Source organism: Actinomycetota bacterium (genome assembly GCA_013152275.1).
Lineage (GTDB): Bacteria > Actinomycetota > Acidimicrobiia > Spongiisociales > UBA4744 > BMS3Bbin01.
Map to the genome: position 1 here is coordinate 14,581 of JAADGS010000025.1, position 15,558 is coordinate 30,138.

General features: G+C 64.8%; 17 protein-coding genes. 14 read left to right on the forward strand and 3 right to left on the reverse strand.

Annotation, left to right across the window (positions count from 1 at the left end):
* The first annotated feature begins 51 nt into the window (after positions 1-51).
* The 11 genes from GXP34_02830 to groL all read left to right on the forward strand — a co-directional run bounded on the left by GXP34_02830 (position 52) and on the right by groL (position 10,040).
* A complete protein-coding gene (locus GXP34_02830) occupies positions 52-1,461 on the forward strand; it encodes an NAD(P)H-hydrate dehydratase (protein ID NOY54898.1) in 1,410 nt (469 codons plus the stop codon).
* Entirely contained in the window at positions 1,455-2,549 is a 1,095-nt protein-coding gene (alr, locus tag GXP34_02835) for an alanine racemase (protein ID NOY54899.1), read from the forward strand. Before GXP34_02830 ends, alr begins: the two co-directional genes overlap by 7 nt.
* Positions 2,471-3,433, forward strand: a complete 963-nt coding sequence (locus GXP34_02840; GenBank protein NOY54900.1) for a P1 family peptidase — start codon at positions 2,471-2,473, stop codon at positions 3,431-3,433. Before alr ends, GXP34_02840 begins: the two co-directional genes overlap by 79 nt.
* On the forward strand, positions 3,430-4,041 hold the full coding sequence (locus tag GXP34_02845; GenBank protein ID NOY54901.1) for a uracil-DNA glycosylase: 612 nt from the start codon (positions 3,430-3,432) through the stop codon (positions 4,039-4,041). The genes GXP34_02840 and GXP34_02845 overlap by 4 nt, the downstream gene beginning before the upstream one ends.
* Complete coding sequence (gene tsaE / locus GXP34_02850; protein ID NOY54902.1) at positions 4,038-4,493, forward strand: tRNA (adenosine(37)-N6)-threonylcarbamoyltransferase complex ATPase subunit type 1 TsaE; 456 nt, start codon at positions 4,038-4,040, stop codon at positions 4,491-4,493. Before GXP34_02845 ends, tsaE begins: the two co-directional genes overlap by 4 nt.
* A complete protein-coding gene (tsaB, locus tag GXP34_02855) occupies positions 4,490-5,203 on the forward strand; it encodes a tRNA (adenosine(37)-N6)-threonylcarbamoyltransferase complex dimerization subunit type 1 TsaB (GenBank protein NOY54903.1) in 714 nt (237 codons plus the stop codon). Before tsaE ends, tsaB begins: the two co-directional genes overlap by 4 nt.
* On the forward strand, positions 5,200-5,682 hold the full coding sequence (gene rimI / locus GXP34_02860) for a ribosomal protein S18-alanine N-acetyltransferase (protein NOY54904.1): 483 nt from the start codon (positions 5,200-5,202) through the stop codon (positions 5,680-5,682). The genes tsaB and rimI overlap by 4 nt, the downstream gene beginning before the upstream one ends.
* On the forward strand, positions 5,679-6,686 hold the full coding sequence (gene tsaD, locus GXP34_02865) for a tRNA (adenosine(37)-N6)-threonylcarbamoyltransferase complex transferase subunit TsaD (GenBank protein ID NOY54905.1): 1,008 nt from the start codon (positions 5,679-5,681) through the stop codon (positions 6,684-6,686). The genes rimI and tsaD overlap by 4 nt, the downstream gene beginning before the upstream one ends.
* Positions 6,683-7,801, forward strand: coding sequence for a site-2 protease family protein (locus tag GXP34_02870; protein NOY54906.1), 1,119 nt, complete (start codon positions 6,683-6,685; stop codon positions 7,799-7,801). Before tsaD ends, GXP34_02870 begins: the two co-directional genes overlap by 4 nt.
* A gap of 311 nt (positions 7,802-8,112) precedes the next feature.
* Entirely contained in the window at positions 8,113-8,403 is a 291-nt protein-coding gene (locus GXP34_02875; GenBank protein NOY54907.1) for a co-chaperone GroES, read from the forward strand.
* Between the two features lie 8 nt (positions 8,404-8,411).
* Entirely contained in the window at positions 8,412-10,040 is a 1,629-nt protein-coding gene (gene groL / locus GXP34_02880) for a chaperonin GroEL (GenBank protein NOY54908.1), read from the forward strand.
* Positions 10,041-10,408: 368 nt separating this feature from the next.
* Here groL and GXP34_02885 read toward each other — a convergent pair whose 3' ends face one another.
* Entirely contained in the window at positions 10,409-10,999 is a 591-nt protein-coding gene (locus tag GXP34_02885; protein NOY54909.1) for a GNAT family N-acetyltransferase, read from the reverse strand.
* Between the two features lie 36 nt (positions 11,000-11,035).
* On the opposite strand from GXP34_02885, the gene GXP34_02890 reads away from it, so the two are divergent.
* Positions 11,036-11,575 carry a CoA pyrophosphatase gene (locus tag GXP34_02890; protein NOY54910.1) on the forward strand — a complete coding sequence of 180 codons (540 nt, stop codon included), beginning with the start codon at positions 11,036-11,038 and terminating at the stop codon, positions 11,573-11,575.
* A 139-nt stretch (positions 11,576-11,714) separates the two neighbouring features.
* Entirely contained in the window at positions 11,715-12,647 is a 933-nt protein-coding gene (locus tag GXP34_02895; GenBank protein ID NOY54911.1) for a DUF559 domain-containing protein, read from the forward strand.
* An 84-nt stretch (positions 12,648-12,731) separates the two neighbouring features.
* Here GXP34_02895 and GXP34_02900 read toward each other — a convergent pair whose 3' ends face one another.
* Positions 12,732-14,141: an aspartate aminotransferase family protein gene (locus GXP34_02900; GenBank protein ID NOY54912.1), complete on the reverse strand. Its 1,410-nt coding sequence runs from the start codon at positions 14,139-14,141 to the stop codon at positions 12,732-12,734.
* 30 nt (positions 14,142-14,171) lie between these two features.
* A complete protein-coding gene (locus GXP34_02905; GenBank protein ID NOY54913.1) occupies positions 14,172-15,158 on the reverse strand; it encodes a D-glycerate dehydrogenase in 987 nt (328 codons plus the stop codon).
* Between the two features lie 241 nt (positions 15,159-15,399).
* On the opposite strand from GXP34_02905, the gene GXP34_02910 reads away from it, so the two are divergent.
* On the forward strand, positions 15,400-15,558 hold a 159-nt coding region (locus GXP34_02910; protein ID NOY54914.1), incomplete at its 3' end, for a tryptophan--tRNA ligase.

The following is a 15,558-nucleotide window of genomic DNA, read 5'->3' on the forward strand; positions in this document are numbered from 1 at the left end:
TGGGTTCAAGACGCACTCACCATGGCGGGCTCCCAGGTACCATCGACACCGATGCAACCTGTGCTTACCCCCGCCGCATCGGCACGCCTCGACGCCGCCTCGTCGGATCCCGGCCCCGTGCTCATGGAACGAGCCGGCCTGGGCGTCGCCCTCGCCGCGGTGAGAATGGGAGCCCGGTACGGAGCCAGAGCGATCGTTTTGGCCGGACCCGGCAACAACGGCGGCGACGGTTATGTTGCCGCCCGTTATCTGCACCGGCGCGGCGTCGCCGTGCAGGTGCATGCGCTTGCCGAGCCGAAGACGCCCGACGCCGAATGGGCGCACGCGGGAGCGGTCGATGAAGGCGTCTCGGTCCGTTCGATCGGAGTACCGCAGCCCGCCGATCTGATCATCGATGCAGTCTTCGGCGCGGGCTTTCGCGGGAGTCTTCCCGACGTCCTCATTCCGTGGACCGAGACCGACATGCCGGTCCTTGCCGTCGACATCCCCAGCGGCCTCGACGGCACCACCGGCCGCGTCGAAGGGTCCGTCTTTACGGCGACCACCACCGTGACTTTCCACAGTCCGAAGGTCGGCCAGATCATCGGTCGCGGTCCGGACGTTTGCGGACGTCTCGAAGTGCGCGACATCGGGCTTGTCGGTGGGGACGCAACGTTCCTGCTTACGGAGGAGAGTGACGCACCCCGGCCGGAGAGGGCGCGTACCGCCCACAAGTGGTCTGCCGGGTCGGTCCTCGTGGTCGGCGGCTCACCGGGGATGACCGGCGCTCCTCTTCTGGCCGCCCGATCCGCGCTGCACGCCGGAGCAGGGTCGGTCTCGATCGCTTGCCCCGGAGCGTTGCAGACCGTCTACGCGGGGGCCGCTCCAGAGCTGCTCACGACGGGAATCGGCAGCGGAGTTCGGTTCGAGCAGGCCGATGCCCAGACCGTCGCCGCGGCCGCGGAACGCTTCGACCTGATCGCCCTCGGTCCCGGTCTTGGTCGCGGCCGGGAAGGCTTCGTCACCTCACTGCTCGAAGCCTGGGACGGTCCGCTGCTCATCGACGCCGACGGGATCAATGCGCTCTCCGGTCCGGAGGCGCTCGCAGAGCGCCCGTCCCCGACAGTCATCACGCCGCACGTCGGGGAATTCCGCCGCCTCACCAACATGGACGCGACCTACGAACACGCAGCCGAGCTTGCCGCCGCGGCCGGCACCGTCGTCGTCCTCAAAGGATCACCGACGTTCGTGATGGGGGCGGAGCGCTGGGTCGTGACGAGCGGAGGCCCCGAGCTCGCGACGATCGGCACCGGTGACGTGCTCACCGGGCTTCTCGCAGCGCTGTGGGCGAGGGGCCTCGACGCCGAAACGGCGGCACGCTCCGCGGCGTACTGGCACGGTCGCGCGGGAGCTCGTCTTGGTGCGAGAGAGACGGTGACTGCAGATCTCCTGGCAACGGAAGTCGGGAAGATCGCATGGTGAGACCCTCGTGGGCCGAGATCGACCTCGGCGCCGTCGCAGACAACGTGCGGACACTGGGCAAACTCGTCGCTCCGGCGACTGTGTGCGCGGTCGTGAAAGCAGACGGATACGGGCATGGTGACGTGCCCGTTGCCGAAGCCGCCATCGGCGCCGGAGCAGACATGCTCGCCGTTGCGCTGGTCGAAGAGGGAATCCGCCTGCGCGAGGCGGGAATAGAGGCCCCGGTGCTGCTGCTGTCGGAGCCTCCGGTACAGGGTGCCGCCGAGGTCATCCGCTGGAACCTCACGCCGACCGTGTATCGGACGGAGTTCGCCGCAGCGCTCTCGGAAGTGACTCCAAGGACGGTTCCGGTGCATGTCAAGGTCGACACCGGTATGCATCGCGTCGGCGTGGCGACCGACGACACGCCGGACCTCATCAGGAGAGTCGTCGCCGACCCGAACCTGCGGCTCGACGGCGTGTGGACCCACCTGGCCGTCGCCGACGAGGACGATCTCTTCACCGAAGAGCAGCTGGAACGATTCGCGAGGGTCTTGGCAGATCTCGACACGCTCGGGATCGACATCCCCATCCGGCATGCGGCGAACACGGCGGGTGCCATTCGTTATCCCCCGGCGCGTTTGGACATGGTGCGTATCGGCATCGGCATCTATGGGATCAACCCTGCGCCGGATCTCATCACCGACGTTCCGTTGCGTCCGGCGATGCGGATCGTCTCCGAGGTGGCGATGGTTCGACGGTATCCGGCCGGGATTCGACCCTCCTACGGGCGTCGGCGTGCGCTCCCCAAGGAGGCAACGGTGGTCACCGTTCCCATCGGCTACGCCGACGGCTTGCCGAGATCCCTTGCCTCCGAGGGCGAAGTGCTGATCGGAGGCCGGCGGCATCGACTCGCCGGCAACGTCACGATGGATCAGATCCTTGTCGACGTCGGCGACACGTCGGTGAAGGTCGGAGATGAAGTCGTGCTGATCGGGAGCCAGAACGGAGACGAGATCACCGCGACCGAATGGGCCGAACATCTCGGGACGATCGCGTACGAGATCGTCTGTCAGATCGGTCCGCGGCTGCCGAGGAGGTATCTGTGACCACGATCACTGCGGTTCCCGGGATCCGTGTCGGCCATTGGACCGACACCGAAGCAAAGACCGGCTGCACCGTCGTGTCGCTCCCGGAGCCGAACGTCGTTGCGATCGAGATCCGCGGCGCCGCGCCAGGGACCAGGGAGAGCGCCCTGCTGGCGCCGGGGATGAGCGTCGAAACCGTCCAGGCGATTCTGTTGACCGGAGGTTCGGCGTTCGGCCTCGCTGCCGCGGACGGTGTGATGAGAGAGCTCGAAGCCGAAGGTCGCGGGTATCCGACTCCGACAGGTCCGGTTCCCATCGTGCCGGCTGCGGTGATCTACGACCTGCTCACCGGCGACCCTTCCATCCGGCCCGGGCCCGACGAAGGCGCGGCGGCCTACCGTGCAGCGTCCGATCGAGCCGTCGAATCGGGCCCGATCGGTGCGGGTGCCGGAGCGCTGGTCGCCGGGTGGCGAGGGGCGTTCCAACCCGGCGGGCTCGGATCCGCCGCCGTGACCGCCGGTGACGCGACCGTGGCCACACTGGCCGTCGTCAACGCCGTCGGGGATGTCTTCACCCTTTCGGGCACACCACTCACCGGAGGCTCGGCAGAGCCGGGGCCGCCCGTGATCCCGCCGGTACCCAACACCAACACGACGCTCATCGTCGTGGCCACCGACGCCGAGCTCACCCGCTCCGAGCTGACCAGAGTCGCCGTTCGCGCGCAAGATTCTCTCGCTGTGTGCGTCAGACCGTCGCATACTCGATATGATGGCGATGCCGCGTTCGCGGTCTCCTGCGGGAATGTTCAGGCCGACGTCGATGCCGTCGCCGAAGGAGCGTTTGCCGCGACGGGGTATGCGATCCAGGCGGCGCTGACATGGCGGAAGACGACTGAGGACACGTGACGGACGCACACGAGGCACTTCGAGAACTCGAGGAACGCGCCCGTGCCTGCACGGCGTGTCGACTCGCCGAGACCAGAACCACCGTAGTGTTCGGTGACGGCTCTGCGGACGCCCGCGTCATGTTCGTCGGGGAAGGCCCTGGAAGGAACGAGGACCTACAAGGCGTACCGTTCGTCGGGGCGGCCGGGCAGCTTCTGAACCGTCTCCTCGAAGAGGTCGACCTCCGACGCGAAGACGTGTACATCGCCAACGTCGTCAAGTGCCGTCCTCCCGGAAACCGGGACCCGAAGCCGGACGAGATCGAAGCCTGCAAAGGGTATCTTGCCGGGCAGATCCAGCTCATCGATCCCGACGTGGTCTCGACGCTCGGCAACTTCGCCACCAAGCTGTTGCTCAAGCAGGAGATGGGCATCACGAGACTTCGCGGCCATGCGTACCCTTGGTGGAATCGCACCGTCGTTCCGACGTTTCATCCGGCTGCGGCACTGCGCGGAGGCGAGTCGGTCTTGAGTCGTATGCGCGAGGACTTCTTGCTGATCGAAGGGGTACTGTCCAGGACGGCCGAGGTGGAAGAGGAAGAACCCGAGCAACTGGGACTGTTCGGATGAACATAACGTCATCTTCTGAAGTGGAGACCCGGTCGGCAGGCCGCCGTCTCGCCAGCCTCCTCCGGCCCAACGATGTCGTGCTGCTCTGCGGGGAACTCGGATCCGGCAAGACGGCATTTGTGGCAGGCCTCGCCGAAGGTCTCGGTGTCGAAGACCAGGTGACCAGCCCCAGCTTCGTGCTCGTTCGCCGCTACCAGGGAGGCTTCATCCCTCTCATCCATGCGGACGTCTATCGGCTCGGGTCTCTGAACGAACTGTCGGACCTCGATCTGCTCGACGAGGCCGACGACGCAATCCTCGCCGTCGAGTGGGGTGACGCCGTGGAGTCGGCGATGCCAGGCGAGTATCTGCGGGTGCAGTTCGAGGTCGAAGAGAATGGGCTTCGCCGGATCAGTCTCGTAGGTCATGGGCCGGCATGGACCGATCGGAGCCTCGAGGATGTGTTCGAATGAAACTGCTTGCAATCGAGACCGCCACGCCTGCCTCTTCCGTCGCGCTCGGAGAGGATCGGTGCACGGTCGCGTCGGCCGCCAAAGTCGATCGTAGAGGTCACGCAGCGTTCATCGTTTCCGCTCTCGACTATCTCTTCGACCAGGCCGGATGGGTTCCCGCCGACGTAGATGCCATTGCGATCGATATCGGACCCGGTCTGTACACGGGCATTCGGGTCGGTCTGGCCACTGCTCAGGGTCTCGCCGCCAGCCTCGGTGTCCCCCTCGTCCCGATCGTTTCGCTGGACGCCGTTGCCCTCGAAGCGACGACCGGTCACCGCCATATCTGGTCCGTCATCGATGTGCGCCGTGGGGAGGTGGCCGTCGCGTCATACCAACCGGTTCCCGGGGGAGTCGTGCGAGATGGCGACCCCAGGATCGTCACTCCGAACCACCTGCGCGCCCTGCTCGAGTCGGATCCCCAGAATGCTCTCGTTGTCGGCGACTGGGAGATCCTCGACGAAACCGTGCTCCGAGGGTTGCATCGGATCAAGGCCGGCCGCCCTCGCTACCCGTCGGCAGAGGCGCTCCTCGGTCTGGCGGTCGGACCGGTGGAACGCCAGGAGTTTCCGTCCAATAGCGACGTTCGGCCGCTCTATCTGAGAGAGCCGGACGTGAACATCAACTGGGCACAGTTCCGCAGGGAGGTGCCGTGGTCGGAGTTGCCATGACGAGCATCCGCCCGATGGTGGTCGAGGACGTGCCGGCAGTGTTGGCGCTGGAAAGGGAGACGTTCGCCCAGCCATGGGATGAAGAGATCTTGCGCAGTGAGGTGGTTGCCGCCAATCGTGTCTACCTGGTCGCCGAAGGTCCGGACGGGACGATCAACGGCTATGGAGGCCTGCTCTTGAACGGAGACGAGGCCCACGTCGTCACACTTGCGACATCGCTACGGGGACGTGGCCTGGGGACCAGGCTCATGCTCGGGCTGGTCGAGGCCGGTCTCGACCTTGGGGCTCATCATCTCACCCTCGAAGTGCGGGCATCGAATCGGACCGCACAGGAGCTGTACCGCAAGTTCGGGATGGCGCCGGTCGGCATTCGCAAGGAGTACTACACCGATGAAGACGCACTTGTGATGTGGGCACCCGACGTTGCCATGCCCGAGTACCGGGCCCGGCTCGACGAGATCCGAAGGAGTCTGCAATGAGCGGCGGCCCTGTCGTCCTGGCTTTCGAAACGAGTTGTGACGAGACTGGTGTGGCGGTTGTGCGAGGCACCGAGATCCTCTCCAACATCCTCGCGTCACAGACGGAGATCCACGCGCGGTTCGGCGGTGTCGTTCCCGAGGTCGCGGCAAGGGCACACGTCGAGTCGATCCGCTCGCTGACCCATCGGGCACTTGGCGAGGCGGGAGTACATCCCGACGATCTCGACGGCGTCGCGGCAACCCAAGGCCCCGGGCTCGTCGGCGCGCTGTTGGTGGGGTTCTCGTTCGCCAAGGCGACGGCATGGGCGCGAAGCATTCCGTTCGTGGGGATCGACCACATGGAAGGGCACTTGATGGCTCCAAGGCTTCAGCACACCGACTTCGAGCCTCCGGCGGTCGTGATCCTCGCTTCCGGCGGCCACAGCCAGATCGTGCACGTTCCCCGCTGGGGCGAGTACAAGGTGCTCGGCAGGACGATCGACGATGCGTCCGGCGAGGCATTCGACAAGCTGGCACGGTTCATGGGTCTGGGCTACCCGGGAGGGCCGGCGATCGACAAGGCATCCGAGGACGGAGATCCACGAGCGCTGAAGTTCCCTCGAGCCCTCGCCGATCGACGCTACGACTTCTCGTTCTCGGGTCTCAAGACCTCCGTCGTGACGTTTATCAAGAAAGCGAGTGCCGCCGGCACGCTACCGCCCCTGGCCGACGTGGCCGCCTCCATCCAGGAGGCGATCGTCGACGTGCTCGTGACCAAGACCTTCAACGCCGTCGAGGACACCGGCGCGGAGACGGTGGCAGGCGGTGGCGGCGTGCTTTCGAACCGGAGGCTGCGGGCCAGGATGCAGGAGGAGGCGGATCGACGCGGTGTACGCCTTCTCCTTCCCGACCCGATTCTGTGCACCGACAACGCGGCGATGATCGGTGCTGCCGGCGCCTATCACCTCACCGAAGGTCACTTCTCCGACTGGGGATCTTCGGTCGATCCGTCCATGACGCTATGAATGGCAAAGGGTTTCCGATAGGGCGGGTCCACGGCATCCCGATCACCGCCGACGCTTCGTGGTTGATCATCTTCTTCTTGATCTGGATGTTCTTCTGGACCGACCTCGTCGCCGCAGCCGATCAGGGAACCGTGGCTTCTGCAGGGGGCGCCGGCTTCTGGGTGGGTGCCCTCGTCGGGACGGTGCTGTTCTTTGGCAGCATCATCGTGCACGAACTCAGTCACTCGCTCGTCGCCGTCGGGCGAGGGATTCAAGTCAAGCGTATACATCTCTTCGTGTTTGGCGGGGTGTCGGAGATCGAAGAAGAGGCGACGACGCCTGGAGCCGAGTTCGCCATCACGATCGCCGGGCCGCTCGCTTCGGTCATTCTCGGCGCCATGTTCTTCGGGTTCTCCTTCCTCTTCGCGGACGGCACGATCGTTCGTCACCTGACGGAGCGGCTCGCCTTCGTGAATGTCGTGCTCGGCGTATTCAATCTGGCGCCCGGATTCCCTCTGGACGGCGGCCGTGTACTGCGGTCGATCGTCTGGAAGATCACGGGCGATTTCGATCGGGCGACGAGGGTTGCCGCGATGGGCGGGCGCGGGGTGGCGTTGTTGCTGGTCGTCGTCGGGGTCATCGATCTGTTTACGAGAGGCGATCTCGGGGGTCTCTGGTGGATCGTGCTCGGCTGGTTCCTGTTTCAGGCTGCCGGTTCCGCCTTGGTGCAGATGGAGACCAAGAAGGTCCTGCATGGCGTCACGGCCGGGCAGATCATGACGCCGACACCCATCGCCGTGGACGGTGACCTCACGTTGCAGGATCTGTTCGACAACTTCTTCATGCAGCACAACTACTCCTGTTTTCCGGTGATCGAGGGAGGGAGGGTGCGGGGGCTCATCAGCCTGCGCGAGCTTCGTGAAGTGGATCGCCGGCATTGGCCGACGGTGCGAACCTCCGACGTGATGCGGCGGCTGGAGCCCGAGGACGCCGTGTCATCCGAGACGGACGTCGAGACGCTCTTGCCCCGGCTCGTCGGGGAGGGTCGAAGGGTCGTGGTCGTGCGCGACGGCCGACTCGTCGGGATCATCTCTTCTTCCGACATCGCACGCTGGATGCAGCGTCACAAGCTCTAGGAGGATCGCTGCACGAGGCGTACTTCGTATTTCGTATCGCGATCGGTGTCGGCGCGGAGTCACGGGGCGATCGTCGCGAATCCCGGTCACGAACGCCGTGGGAGCCAATGGCACGAGCCGCCACGCTCGCCCCGCAACTGTGTATCGATGCGGTGCCGCGGTACCGAATACCGGTGGGCCGAATGCGGTGAGCGAAGCGAGCAACGTCCTCGTGAGGCCGCGATATCGTGATTAGCACTCGTATGCGGAGAGTGCTAACCTTTAGCACTCAAGGAACAGGAGTGCTAAGGCAACTCGAAGGAGGGTTCTGCATGAAACTCCAGCCTCTGGGTGACCGTGTGGTCGTCAAGCCCAATGACGAGGAGGAAGCTCGTACGGCTTCCGGTCTCGTAATCCCGGACACCGCCAAGGAAAAGCCGCAGCTCGGCGAGGTCCTTGCCGTGGGTCCTGGTGAAATCAACGACAGTGGTGATCGGGTACCCATCGACGTCAAGAAGGGCGACACGGTCGTCTACTCGAAGTACTCGGGCACCGAGATCAAGCTGGAAGGTGACGAATACCTGATCCTCTCCGCGCGTGATCTCCTCGCGGTCGTCAATTAGGAGGATCAATGGCTGCAAAGGAACTACGGTTCGACGAGGACGCGCGTCGCGGCCTCGAGGCCGGTGTGAACAAGCTGGCCGACGTCGTGAAGGTGACGCTCGGGCCAAAGGGTCGCAACGTCGTGTTGGAGAAGAAGTGGGGCGCACCCACGATCACCAATGACGGCGTCACGATCGCAAAGGAAGTTGAGCTGGAGGACGCATGGGAGAACATGGGTGCCCAGCTCGCGAAGGAAGTGGCGACGAAGACCAACGACGTCGCCGGTGACGGAACTACCACCGCCACCGTGCTCGCTCAGGCAATGGTTCGCGAAGGGCTGCGCAACGTCGCCGCCGGCGCAAATCCGATGGAGCTGAAGCGGGGCATGGAACAGGCCGTTGCCAAGGTCGTCGAGTTCATCGGCGAGTTCTCCAAGGACATCGAGTCTCGTGACGAGATCGCTCACGTGGCCGCCATCTCGGCTGCCGACTCCATGATCGGCGAACGTATCGCCGAGGCGATGGACAAGGTCGGCAAAGACGGAGTGATCACCGTCGAAGAGGGACAGACGTTCGGTATCGAACTCGAGTTCACCGAAGGTATGCAGTTCGACAAGGGCTTCATCTCGCCGTACTTCGTCACCGACCCCGACCGGATGGAAGCGGTGCTCGAGGATCCGTACATCCTCATCGCCAACCAGAAGATCTCTGCCGTCAATGACCTGCTTCCCGTACTGGAGAAGGTCATGCAGACCGGCAAACCGATCATGGTCCTTTCTGAGGACGTCGAGGGCGAAGCGCTGGCCACACTGGTGGTCAACAAGATCCGCGGGACGTTCTCGTCCGTGGCGGTGAAAGCGCCCGGCTTCGGTGAGCGGCGCAAGCAGCAGCTGCAGGACATTGCCATCCTCACCGGTGCCACCGTGATCTCCGAGGAGGTCGGGCTGAAGCTCGAGAACGTGTCCGTCGACATGCTCGGGAAGGCCCGCAAAGTCGTCGTCACGAAAGACGACACGACGATCGTCGACGGGGCAGGATCCAAGGCGGACGTCGAGGCCCGGATCAAGCAGATCAATCGTGAGATCGAGAACTCGGATTCCGATTGGGATCGGGAGAAGCTTCAGGAGCGTCTGGCGAAGCTCGCCGGCGGTGTGGCCGTCATCAAGGTGGGGGCTGCCACCGAAGTGGAGCTGAAGGAGAAGAAGCACCGTATCGAGGACGCCCTGTCTGCGACCCGCGCTGCGGTGGAAGAAGGCATCGTGCCCGGTGGCGGTGTCGTTCTGCTCCGTGCCCAGGATGTCGTGGAGAAGATGCGTGGCGGTACCGACGACGAGAAGACCGGCCGGTCGATCGTGCGCAAGGCGCTCGAAGAGCCGTTGCGTCAGATTGCCGTCAACGCCGGCTTCGAAGGCGGCGTCGTGGCCGCCCGGGTTCGCGATGAAGGCGGTACGTCCGGCTTCAACGCTGCGACCGGTGTGTTCGAGGACCTGCTCGGCGTGGGCGTCATCGACCCCGCCAAGGTCACCCGCTCCACCGTTCAGAACGCTTCGTCGATCGCGAGCTTGCTGCTCACGACCGAGGCGCTCATCGTCGAGAAGAAGGAAGAAACACCGTCGATGCCTGCCGGAGCTCCCGGCGGTCCCGGCATGGACTTCTAGAAGACCCTCGTTCGAGGAAAAGCGGGGCCCTTCGGGGTCCCGCTCTTCTGCGTCCATGGGGAGTCCGGCGGCGGGCTCGTCCGGCCGTGACTCGATCTGACGGCCCGGTCGGTAGGCGCACTTCGCCGATCCGGGCGAACGAGCGGCTTCCAGTCCGGTCTCGGATGTTGCGGGAGGGTCCCGCCGGGGGGCGGCGGCCTGTCAACGTTCACGAGGCGCTGGCGTCGACGTGAGGTTGCGATGCAAGGTAGTCGCGCCGGGGCGGCGGCCTGTCAACGTTCGTGAGATGTTGGCGTCGACGTGAGGTTGCGATGCAAGGTAGTCCCGCCGGGCGACAGCCTGTCAACGTTCACGAGGCACTGTTCGCCTCATGAGTGGGGGATGGTGTACTGCTCGCCTTTTCGGTATTCGTGGTCGAGCAGTCCCCACACCGAGTGGTCGAGCCACTGGCCTCGGACTTTGATCTCCTCTCTGAGGACACCCTCGCGCACGAACCCCAACTTCTCCGCCACCCGCTCGCTGCCTCGGTTCCCGAGCGCGATACGCAGGATTGCTCGATGAAGGTTCATCTCGTCAAAGGCGATTTTCAGGGCTCGCCCCGTTGCCTCGGTGGCGATGCCCCTGGCCGTTTCGTCGGTGCGTACCCAGTAGCCGATCTCGCCGGTGCGGAACGACTTGGAGAGGAACCAGATGGAGATGTTGCCGAGATGGTGACGGGGCCTCTCGGGGTCGCGGATGGCGAGATCGAACGCTTTTCCCTCTTTCCAGGAGCGGATGCTCTCGCGTATGTATGCCTGCGCATCCAGGCGTCCGTAGCCGGCGTGCGCCCAGGGGAGCCACTGCTGGAGTTCCGGGAGCGAGGCCCTGACGGCCTCCACCAGCGGCAAGGCGTCGCGCCGTTCAAATGGCCGGAGGATGAAGCGGGGGGTCGTGCGAGCGGCGGTATCGAGAGTTTCCACTGTTGCACAGCCTATCGCCCGTCGTACGATGCTTGGGTGCACAGGTTGAATATCCACGGGGTGAGCGCCGAGGCTCCGAATACGGGCGGCCCGTCCGCCGCCGTTCTCGTGCCGATCTATCGCGAGGACGGGGCGGCTCATCTGATCATGATCAAGCGCCCCATGTCCATGCCGACCCACGCGGGGGATATCGCCTTTCCCGGAGGAAGGCCGGACCCGGGTGACGCAGGTCCCGTCGCGACGGCGCTCAGGGAGGCCGAGGAGGAGGTCGGGATCATTCCCGGAGATGTGAATCTTCTCGGCTTTCTTCCGGCGGTCGATACGGTGCAGTACCGACTTCCGGTCGTGCCGGTCGTCGGGTTCCTCGATGGTGTTCCGGATCTGCATCCTTCCGAGCGGGAGGTCGACAGGCTGTTCCGAACTCCGCTCGACGAACTGCGCGACGAGTCGGCCTGGCGTTGCGAGATGTGGTGGGGGCACCCGGTGTGGTTCTTCGATCTCGATGGCGATGTGCTGTGGGGGGCTACGGCATGGATGGTGCGCGAGCTGCTGGGTTTGTCGCTTTCCTGTCAATAGCAACGTCGGATAGCGACGCCAACATTGACGAGAAACCTCCAGCCCGATTCCTGTCAATAGCAGCGTCGGATAGCGACGCCGGCATTGACAAGAAATGTGAGGGTCTTCCCTTGCAGGCCGATTCTTGCTACGTAGAGGTGTGACTCCAGATCAGCAGATCGCCACTCTCGCACGTTCCCAGCACGGCGTCATTACACGTCGTCAGGCGCGAGATGCCGGTTTGTCATCATCGGGGGTAGATCGCAGGCTTCGTAGGGGGCACTTCCTTTCCGTGTATCCCGGCGTCTTCACCTTGAGTGGCGTTCCGTCGTCCCGCCTCCAGGGCCTGATGGCTGCCGTTCTGTCGACCGGCGCGGGCGCAGTCGCTTCACACGGCAGCGCTGCCGGACTCCTGGGGATGCTGCCCTGGCCCCGACAGATGCACGTTGCCATCAGACGTGGACGCTGGTCTCCCAAGACCTTCGTAGTCCATCGGTCCACAGACTTGGCGCCGGATCAGACGATGCTTCTGCGTTGCATTCCTACGACGGGACCCGCGCGTACGATCGTCGATCTTGGAGCAGCCGTGGGGCGACGGACCGTTGCCCTGGCCTTCGACAAAGCGTTGCGTGACCGACTTGTCACACTCGAAAGGGTGGCGGAGGTGATCGATGATGTCGCGCGTCAGGGTCGGACAGGAGTAGGCACGGCAAGGGCGTTGTTGGAGATCCGACTGAAGTGGCGAGGCGATACCGAAAGCCCTCTGGAGGATCTATTGCGTCAGCTCTTGGCAGACGCCGGTTTGCCGATTCCCATGGCGCAGCATCCGGTCCGGGATCGACTGGGGGTGATCGTTGCGAGGCTCGACTTTGCCTATCCGGAGAGGAAACTGGGGATTGAACTCGATGGCTTCCGATTCCACAGCGATCCGAAGACATTTGCGGACGATCGAGTCCGACAGAATGCCGTTCTGTCTGCAGGCTACCGCCTCTTGCGGTACACGGCTCGGGACCTTCGAGATACCCCGCAGCGCGTCGTGGCCGAGGTTGCCAGGTCGCTCGCCGAACTTCCCGTCAATAGCAGCGTCGGATAGCGACGCCGGCATTGACGAGAAACCTCCAGCCCGATTCCTGTCAATAGCAGCGTCGGATAGCGACGCCGGCATTGACGAGAAACCTCAAATCAGGTTGGCCGTCTCTCGGATCAGCTCCCAGGCCCGTCGGACGTGGCGCTCTTCGGTGCGGGTCTGACCGATCGACATCCGTAACGTGAACTTCCCGTCGAGCCTCGTGTGGGTGAGAAACAACCGGCCCGAGGCGTTGAGCCGGTTCATGATCGCCTCGTTGCGCTCGTCACCTTCGCGATGCCGGAAGCAGACCAGGTTCAGCGGCACCGGGGCGGCCAGCTCGAAGTCGGGATCGCCGGCGACCCACTCGGCGAACTCCTGGGCCAGGCGCAGGTGCTCTCGCACAATCGCCTGGAGACCCTCCACGCCGTAATGGCGGATGACGAACCACAGCTTGAGCGCCCGGAAACGCCTTCCGAGCGGCACGTGCCAGTCCCGATAGTCGAACACCTCGCCCGACTCGGACGCCTGGTTGCGCAGGTACTCGGGCAGGATGCTCAGCGTGCGGATCAGCACGGAGCGGTCCGCGACGAAGAAGGCGGTGCAGTCGAAGTTCGTCAGCATCCACTTGTGGGGGTTGAACACGTAACTGTCCGCCATCTCCAGCCCGTCGTGGATCCAGCGCATCTCCGGCAGCAGTGCCGCCGTTCCCGCGAGTGCGGCGTCGACGTGAAACCAGACACCGTGCCGGCGGCAGATCTCTCCGATGGCCCGTATCGGATCGATCGCCGTCGACGAGGTCGTCCCGACCGTCGCGCTCACGAACGCGGGGATCAGCCCCGCTTCCAGATCGGCGCGAATCGCAGCATCCAACGCCTCGGGGATCATGGCGAACGTGTCGTCCACGTCGATCATCCGAAGTCGATCGGATCCGATACCGACGACTCTGATCGCCTTCTCCAGCGAAGAGTGCGCCTGCGTCGACGTGTAGGCCACGAGCCGTGGATCGACTCCCTCACGATTCGACACGAACCCCGTTGCCCGTTCTCTGGCCGCCAGCAGGGCGGTGAGGGTCGCCGAGGAGGCCGAATCCTGGATGACGCCACCGCCTGCGCCGCTCGAGAGGAACCGTTCGGGGAGGCCGAGCATTTCGATGAGCCAGTCCATGACATGCGTCTCGAGTTCCGTTGCCGCCGGACTGGTCGTCCACAGCATGCCTTGGACCCCCAGGCCGGACGAGACCAGATCTCCGAGGACGGCGGGCCCCGAGCTGTTCGCGGGGAAGTAGGCAAAGAAGTTGGGCGACTGCCAGTGGGTGATCCCGGGGAGGATGATGTCGTCGAGGTCACCGAGGATCTCTCCGAACGGTTCTCCCTGGTGTGGCGGGCTCTGCGGCAGCGCGGCACGGATCTCTCCTGGCCGTACCTGCGAGAGGACCGGCAGATCCTCGACCCGTTCCAGGTAGTCGGCGATCCAGTCGATCACCGCTCGCCCGTGTCGCCGGAACTCATCCGAGGTCATGTGGTAGTCGCCGGGGTTCATGGACGCAGGTTATCGCCGTTCCTGCCGCCGGTACACCTCGGGGTTCGCGCATGCCGGCATCGGATCGCCTCGCAGGCCGGCGATGAGGTTCTCTGCGGCGAGGTCCGCCATGGCGATCCTCGTTGCCACCGTGGCAGATCCGAGGTGCGGAACGACCACGCAGTTGGGGAGGGTCAGGAGCGGATCGTCGGGAGGGATCGGCTCCGGGTCCGTCACATCGAGTGCGGCCGCTGCGATCTCACCGGTACGCAGTGCCCACTCGAGCGCACGGGGGTCCACGATGGCTCCCCGGGCGATGTTGGTCAGTGTGGCCGTCGGCTTCATGCGTCGAAACGCGTCCTTTCCGATCAGGTGATGCGTCTCGGCGGTGAGCGGGCAGGCAACCAGCACGTGGTCCGCCTCTTCGAGCAGGGCCTGCAGGGTCCTGTGCTCGACGCCGAGGGCGGCCTCGACCTGCGGACGACGGCTGCGGCTGCTGTACCGGACCTGCATTTCGAACCCGACGGCACGCTTTGCGACGGCGGTGCCGATGCGGCCGAGACCGATGATGCCGAGCGTCGTCGCGTGAACCTGCGCTCCGAGCAGCAACGCCGGTTCCCACCGCTGCCACTTCCCTGCCTTGACGTAGTCGACGCCTTCCACGACGCGTCGGGCTGCGCTCAGCAGCAATGCAAATGCCATGTCGGCGGTCGCCTCGGTCAACACGTCGGGTGTGTGACCCACCGCGATGCCCCGCCGGGTGCACGCCACCAGGTCGATGTTGTCTGTTCCGACGGCCATCGTGCTGATGGCTCGCAGCCTCGGCGCCGCATCGAGCACGTCGGTGTCGATCGAGTCGGTGAGCATGCAGAGCAGACCGTCCGCCTCTCGGATCTCGGCGAGCAGACGATCTCGCGGCAGCGCGCGGTCTTCCGGCCATGTCCAGACGGTGCCGGCATTCTCGAGCCGCTCTACGGCTGATCCCGGCGGTCTGCGGGTGACGACGATTCGGGTCATTGGAACGATGGTACCGACCCGGAAACCTTGAACCCAGGGCTCGTATGCGTCGTCACGACCCCCCTGAGCCCTGGGTTCGCCGATTGGGGGGTTCTGAAGCTGGAATCCCGGCGGGTTCTTCGGTAGCCTCCCAATGGTGAATGTGCATGTACCCGCGCGGTGGTGGCCCTGCTGATCGTCGCGGCGCGTGTTCGATATCTCGCCGGCGGCGTCGAGCCCCGGCGTTTCTCATGGAGGAACCGTGGAACGTAAGACCGTCTTCTCCGGGATCCAGCCCACCGGAGGGATCCACATCGGCAACTATCTGGGGGCGTTGCGCAATTGGGCGCGCCTGCAGGATGACTACGACGCGATCTACTGTGTCGTCGATCTGCATGCCATCACGGTCGACTACGACCCG